This window comes from Streptomyces sp. WAC05292 (assembly GCF_003949955.1).
In the GTDB taxonomy this organism is placed as follows: Bacteria; Actinomycetota; Actinomycetes; order Streptomycetales; family Streptomycetaceae; genus Streptomyces; species Streptomyces globosus.
On the sequence record NZ_RPSE01000398.1, the window covers coordinates 1 to 5581 of the forward strand.

Genomic DNA, 5581 nt, shown 5'->3' on the forward strand with positions numbered 1-5581 from the left:
ACCTGCGCGCCGTCGGGGATCCGCGCCATCATCCGGTGGGCGGCCGCGATCCGCGGCTCGGCCCGCCACATCTCCGCCTCGGCCAGCTTCCCCAGGGAGGACCCGGGGAGCAGCAGCAGGCAGACGCCCGCCGCGCCGGCCAGGGCCCGGCGCAGCCCCGGGCCCGTCGTGCCGCGCCGCTCCAGGGCGTGGACGAACGCCGCGAAGACGACCGGCATCGCCGTGAGCGAGTAGTGGTAGCCGGTGCCCCAGTGCGGCGCGTAGTCGGACAGGCCGCGCCACAGCAGCGTCGGCACGGCGACCAGCAGCAGCGGCGAGCGCAGGGCGAGGAAGAGGGTCGGCGCGAGGATCAGCACCAGCGTCACCGCCTTCTCGTCCGGGGTGACGAGCCCGAGCGTCCCCTTGTGCAGCAGCGCCGCGAAGCCGCCGTCCGCGCCGCCGGATCCGCCGAGGAAGCCGGCGTAGAAGTACTCCCCGCCGGGGTTGAGCGCGGGCAGGACGACGAGCACGGCGAGCAGTGTCCAGGCGGCGCCCGCGGCGGCGGTGGCGAGCCCGAGCCGCCGCCGGCCCGGCCCGCCGCGCCAGGCGATGAGCAGGCCGATGGCGGCGACCGTGGCGCCCATGTCCTCCTTGACCAGCAGCAGCGGCAGCGCCCACAGCGCGGCGGCGCGCGGCCGGTCCTGGCCGAGGGCGGCCAGCGAGCAGGCCAGGAGCGGGACGGCGAAGGCCCATTCGTGGAAGTCGAAGCCCACCGCGTTCGCGACGCCCCAGGACAGCCCGTAGGCGAGGCCGATGACGGCGGCAGCCGCGCCGCCGAGCGCCCGCCGCGCCCACAGCGCGAGGGGCAGGACGCTCGCCGCGATCAGGGCGGCCTGCGCGACGAGCAGCGTCCGCGCCGACGGGAACAGCAGGTGGGCGGGGGCCAGCAGGGCGAGGACCGGGGAGAAGTGGTCGCCGAGGACGGGGAAGCCGGGCCCCTTGACCTCGGAGACCGGCAGGCGGCCCTCCGCGTACGAGCGGACGGCCTGCTCGAAGATCGCCAGGTCGAAGCTGTGGGACAGCAGCCGCTCGTGGGTGCGCAGCGAGAGCGTGGCGTAGGCGAGGAAGAGCCCCGAGACGAGGGCCCACATCCACAGCGGCGGCGGCCCGCTCCGGCCGGCGGCCGGCGGGCCGCCGGCCGCCAGCGGGCCCGCCCGGCCCGGCGCACCGGACTGCTGCGGCGGGAGCGCGGCGGTGTCTGCGGGGGGTGCGTGCATGGGGCGCCTTTCGGGGGAGCAGGGCCGGAGCGTGCACCTCAAAGTGCCAGCCGGCCCGCGGGCCGCGGCCGAGCCTCCGCGCCCGCCGCGCGGGGTCCCCACGAATGGCCGCACGCGCTCCTCCGCGGCGGCCGGCGGCCTACTCGGCGGGCCAGACCGGCAGCGGTCGGACGGCCTCGCGCAGGGCGGCGGCGACGGCCCGGAACTCCTCCTGGCGGGCCGTGCCCGTCCGCATCGCGAGGGCGATCCGGCGGGAGGGCGCCGGCTCGGCGAAGTACCCGGTGGCCAGGTGCTCGTTGCGGGCGGTCTCCAGGCGCAGCGCGGTGCGCGGCAACAGGGTGACGCCCAGTCCCCCGGCGACCAGTTGTACGAGGGTGGAGAGCCCGGCGGCGGTCGTGGTGACGTCGGCCCCGTCGGTCCGCCCGGCCTCGCGGCAGATGTCCAGGGCCTGGTCGCGCAGGCAGTGGCCCTCGTCCAGCAGGAGCAGCTGGAGGCCGCGCAACTCCTCGCGGGGGATGTCGCGGCGCCCGGCGAGGGGGTGTTCGCGGGGGGCGAGGAGGACGAAGTCCTCGTCGAAGAGGGGGAGTTCGGTCACCCCGGGGACGCCGAGCGGCACGGCGAGCAGCAGCAGGTCCAGGCGGCCGGCGGCCAGGCCGTCGAGCAGGGAGGAGGTCTGCTCCTCGTGCACCTGGAGGTCCATGCGGGGGTAGCGCCGGTGGAACAGCGACAGGACGGTCGGCAGCAGATAGGGGGCGACGGTGGGGATCACGCCGAGGCGCAGGGTCCCGGTGAAGGGGGCGCGTACGGCCTCGGCCTCCTCCAGGAGCCCGCCCATGGCGTCGAGGACGGAACGGGTGCGGGCGGCGATGCGCTCGCCGGCCGGGGAGAGGAGCACCTTGCGGGTGGTGCGCTCCAGGAGCTGGACGCCGAGGGCCTCCTCCAGCGCGGAGACGGCGCCGGAGAGGGCGGGCTGGCTCATGCCGATGGAGGCGGCCGCGTCGCGGAAGTGGAGGTGCTCGGCGACGGCGGCGAAGGCGCGCAGCTGCGCGAGCGTCGCCTGCTTGGTCGCCTTATTACTGACCGCCACTGATAGGTACCTCCGATCACCCACCACAAGACTAGCTATTTCTGCAATCAATGCAGCTGTGTCAGCATGTGAGATACGTCCAACCCCCTCGGAAGACGCCCAAAGAGGGCGTTTTTCCTGCTGCAAGGAGAGCACGTGCTCACTGTCGGTGACAAGTTCCCCACCTACGATCTGACCGCCTGCGTCTCGCTCGAGGCCGGCAAGGAGTTCGCGCAGATCGACCACAAGACCTACGAGGGCAAGTGGCGCGTGGTGTTCTTCTGGCCGAAGGACTTCACCTTCGTCTGCCCGACCGAGATCGCCGCCTTCGGCAAGCTGAACGACGAGTTCGCCGACCGCGACGCCCAGATCCTCGGTGTCTCCGGCGACTCCGAGTTCGTCCACCACGCCTGGCGCAAGGACCACGCCGACCTGCGCGACCTGCCCTTCCCGATGCTGGCCGACTCCAAGCACGAGCTGATGCAGGCCTGCGGCGTGCAGGGTGCGGACGGCTTCGCGCAGCGCGCCGTCTTCATCGTCGACCAGAACAACGAGATCCAGTTCTCCATGGTGACCGCCGGCTCCGTCGGCCGTAACCCCAAGGAGGTCCTGCGGGTCCTCGACGCCCTGCAGACGGACGAGCTGTGCCCCTGCAACTGGAACAAGGGCGAGGACACCCTCGACGCGGGCGCCCTCCTGGCCGGTGAGTGACGGATGTCCCTCGACTCCCTCAAGGCCTCGATACCGGACTTCGCCAAGGACCTGAAGCTCAACCTGGGCTCCGTCATCGGCAACAGCGGCCTGCCGCAGCAGCAGCTGTGGGGCACGGTCCTGTCCTGCGCCATCGCCGCCCGCTCCCCGCGCGTCCTGCGTGAGCTGGAGCCGGAGGCGAAGGCCGCCCTGTCGCCCGAGGCGTACACGGCCGCCAAGTCGGCCGCGGCCGTCATGGCGATGAACAACGTCTTCTACCGCACCCGCCACCTGCTCTCCGACCCGGAGTACGGAACGCTGCGGGCCGGCCTGCGGATGAACGTCATCGGCAACCCGGGCGTGGAGAAGGTCGACTTCGAGCTGTGGTCGCTCGCGGTCTCCGCGATCAACGGCTGCGGCCAGTGCCTCGACTCGCACGAGCAGGTGCTGCGCAAGGCCGGCGTCGACCGCGAGACGATCCAGGAAGCCTTCAAGATCGCTTCGGTGATCCAGGCCGTCGCGGTCACCCTCGACGCCGAGGCCGCCCTCGCCGCCGAGTAGCAGCCGCCCGTGCAGGGAGAGGGGCCCCGCAGCCGTCCGCCGGCTGCGGGGCCCCTGCCGTTCGGGCGCTACTTGCGCAGGCCGCCCATCAGGGCGCGCATGTCCTCGATCATCGCGGCCTTGACGGCGTCCTCGTCCGGCCCGGGGGTGCCGCCTCCCTTGTCGACGTCGCCGAGCCAGGTCACGGACAGCGTGAACACCGCCCCGCCGTCGAGGACCCGGAGCCTCGGCCCGCTGATGTAGGCGGGCGCCTCCACCATCAGCGCCCGCTCCCCGAGCCCCGGCACCTCGGCCGCCTCCGCGGCCGCCGCCGCCGACAGTGCCTCGGGGAACAGGCCGCTGCCCTGGCCGAACTCGACCGCCGGGTCCGCCTTCTTGTGCAGTTCGACCAGGACCTGCATGTGGTAGGAGGTGCCGCCCTTCTCCCACTCGGTGAAGTACTCGCAGTGCGCCCAGTCCACCGCCGGGCCCTCCCGGTGGCTGGGGTGGCGGGTCATCACGGGCGCGGTCGCCTTCACCAGCCCCTCCAGGCCCGTCCGCCGGCACAGGTTCTCCTCGTGCCGGTAGGCGATGCGGGGCGTCGCCGCGTAGCGGTCGCGGAGCTCCGGCACGGCCGCCCACCCGGCCGACGCGAGGACGGCCCCGGCCAGCGCCCACGCCCACGGCCGCCGGCGTGCGGCGGCGCGCTCGGCCTTCTGCGCCGGCTCCTGCCCGGGCTGTGCTGCCTGCCCGGCCGGCCGGTCCGCGCCCCACTCGCCTTCGAGTTCAGGCTCGCTGATCACTGCCGGCCTCCGGGGCGGCCTGCTCCGCTGCCGTCGGCCCGTGCGGGCCCGGGTCGATCGCGGCGGCCCCGTGCGGGTGCTGCTCGCGCGAGTACGCCTTCAGGTAGCCGACGACCGTGTTGGTGACCGCGACCAGCGGGACCGCGACGACCGCCCCGCCGATCCCCGCGACCATGCCGCCCGCCGCCACCGAGAGCACCACCGCGAGCGGGTGGACCCGTACGGCCCGGCCCAGGATGAACGGCTGGAGGACGTGCCCCTCGATCTGCTGGACGGCCAGCACCACGGCCAGCACCAGCAGCGCGGTGACCGGGCCCTGCGTCACCAGGGCCACGACGACCGCGAGCGCCCCGGAGACGACCGCGCCGACGAGCGGGATGAAGGCGAAGAGGAAGATGAACACCGCGAGCGGCACCGCCATCGGCACGTTCAGGACGTAGAGGCCGAGGCCGATGAAGATGGCATCGATCAGGGCGACGAGGACCGTGCCCCGCACGTACGCGGTCAGCGTCCGCCAGGCGCGCGGCCCGGCGCCGGCCACGCCGGGGCGGGCGGCCGCGGGGACGAGGCCGAGGGCCCAGCTCCAGATCCGGCCGCCGTCGTAGAGCAGGAACAGCGTCGAGAACATCGCGAGGAGGATCCCGGTCAGCACCTCGACCAGGACGGTGACGCCCTGGAGGCCGGCGGAGGTGATCTGCTCGGTGTTGGTGCCGATGGTCTCGCTGAGGTTCTTGGCGATGTCGTTGATCTGCTTCTCGGTCACGTGGAACGGACTGTCCAGCGCCCAGAGTTTGAGCTCGTTGATGCCGTCGCGGACCCGGTCCGAGAGGTCGTCCAGGTTCTCCATGACCTGCCAGACCACGAACCAGCCGACGAGCCCGATGACGACGAAGCCCAGGACCGCGGTGACCGACGTCGCGAGGCCGCGCGGCAGTCCGAGCCGGCGCAGCCGGACGACGAACGGCTGGAGGAGCGCGGTCACGAGCAGGGCCGCGGCGAACGCGAGGACGACCAGGCGGACTTCGCTGATCACCTTCATCAGGACCCACAGCATCCCGGCGAGCAGCAGCAGCCGCCAGCTCACCTCGGCGGCGACCCGCATCCCCCACGGGATCACCGCCGCGGGGTGGGGCCTTCCGTCCGGTCCGGGGTGGACCGGGTGGCCGCAGGGCGCGGCGCGCGTCCGTGGAGGCCGAGACCGCCGGAGTCGAAACGGTCGCCGCCCC

At 73.6% G+C, this 5581-nt stretch carries 6 protein-coding genes; 2 read left to right on the top strand and 4 right to left on the bottom strand.

Going from position 1 to position 5581, the window contains the following annotated elements:
• Together EF903_RS27685 and EF903_RS27690 are read right to left on the bottom strand one after the other, a co-directional pair.
• Positions 1 to 1256: DUF2079 domain-containing protein (locus tag EF903_RS27685; protein ID WP_125547682.1), on the bottom strand; the 1256-nt coding region annotated here is incomplete at its 3' end.
• A gap of 139 nt (positions 1257 to 1395) precedes the next feature.
• Positions 1396 to 2343: a hydrogen peroxide-inducible genes activator gene (locus tag EF903_RS27690; protein ID WP_125547683.1), complete on the bottom strand. Its 948-nt coding sequence runs from the start codon at positions 2341 to 2343 to the stop codon at positions 1396 to 1398.
• Positions 2344 to 2478: 135 nt separating this feature from the next.
• Between EF903_RS27690 and EF903_RS27695 the strand changes: the two genes are divergently transcribed.
• Together EF903_RS27695 and EF903_RS27700 are read left to right on the top strand one after the other, a co-directional pair.
• On the top strand, positions 2479 to 3033 hold the full coding sequence (locus tag EF903_RS27695) for a peroxiredoxin (RefSeq protein ID WP_125547685.1): 555 nt from the start codon (positions 2479 to 2481) through the stop codon (positions 3031 to 3033).
• 3 nt (positions 3034 to 3036) lie between these two features.
• Positions 3037 to 3573 (top strand): alkyl hydroperoxide reductase, encoded by a 537-nt coding sequence (locus EF903_RS27700; protein WP_114053954.1) that lies wholly within the window; start codon positions 3037 to 3039, stop codon positions 3571 to 3573.
• Positions 3574 to 3641: 68 nt separating this feature from the next.
• Here the strand turns inward: EF903_RS27700 and EF903_RS27705 are convergent, their stop codons facing one another.
• Together EF903_RS27705 and EF903_RS27710 are read right to left on the bottom strand one after the other, a co-directional pair.
• Positions 3642 to 4355 (bottom strand): hypothetical protein, encoded by a 714-nt coding sequence (locus tag EF903_RS27705; RefSeq protein ID WP_125547687.1) that lies wholly within the window; start codon positions 4353 to 4355, stop codon positions 3642 to 3644.
• Positions 4339 to 5581 (bottom strand): AI-2E family transporter (locus EF903_RS27710; protein ID WP_399421832.1); only part of this gene is annotated, 1243 nt, incomplete at its 5' end. The genes EF903_RS27710 and EF903_RS27705, both read right to left, overlap by 17 nt.

Coding starts and splice junctions, on each gene's coding strand:
- EF903_RS27700 (WP_114053954.1), top strand. CDS start 3,037: ATGTCCCTCGACTCCCTCAAGGCCTCGATACCGGACTTCGCCAAGGAC.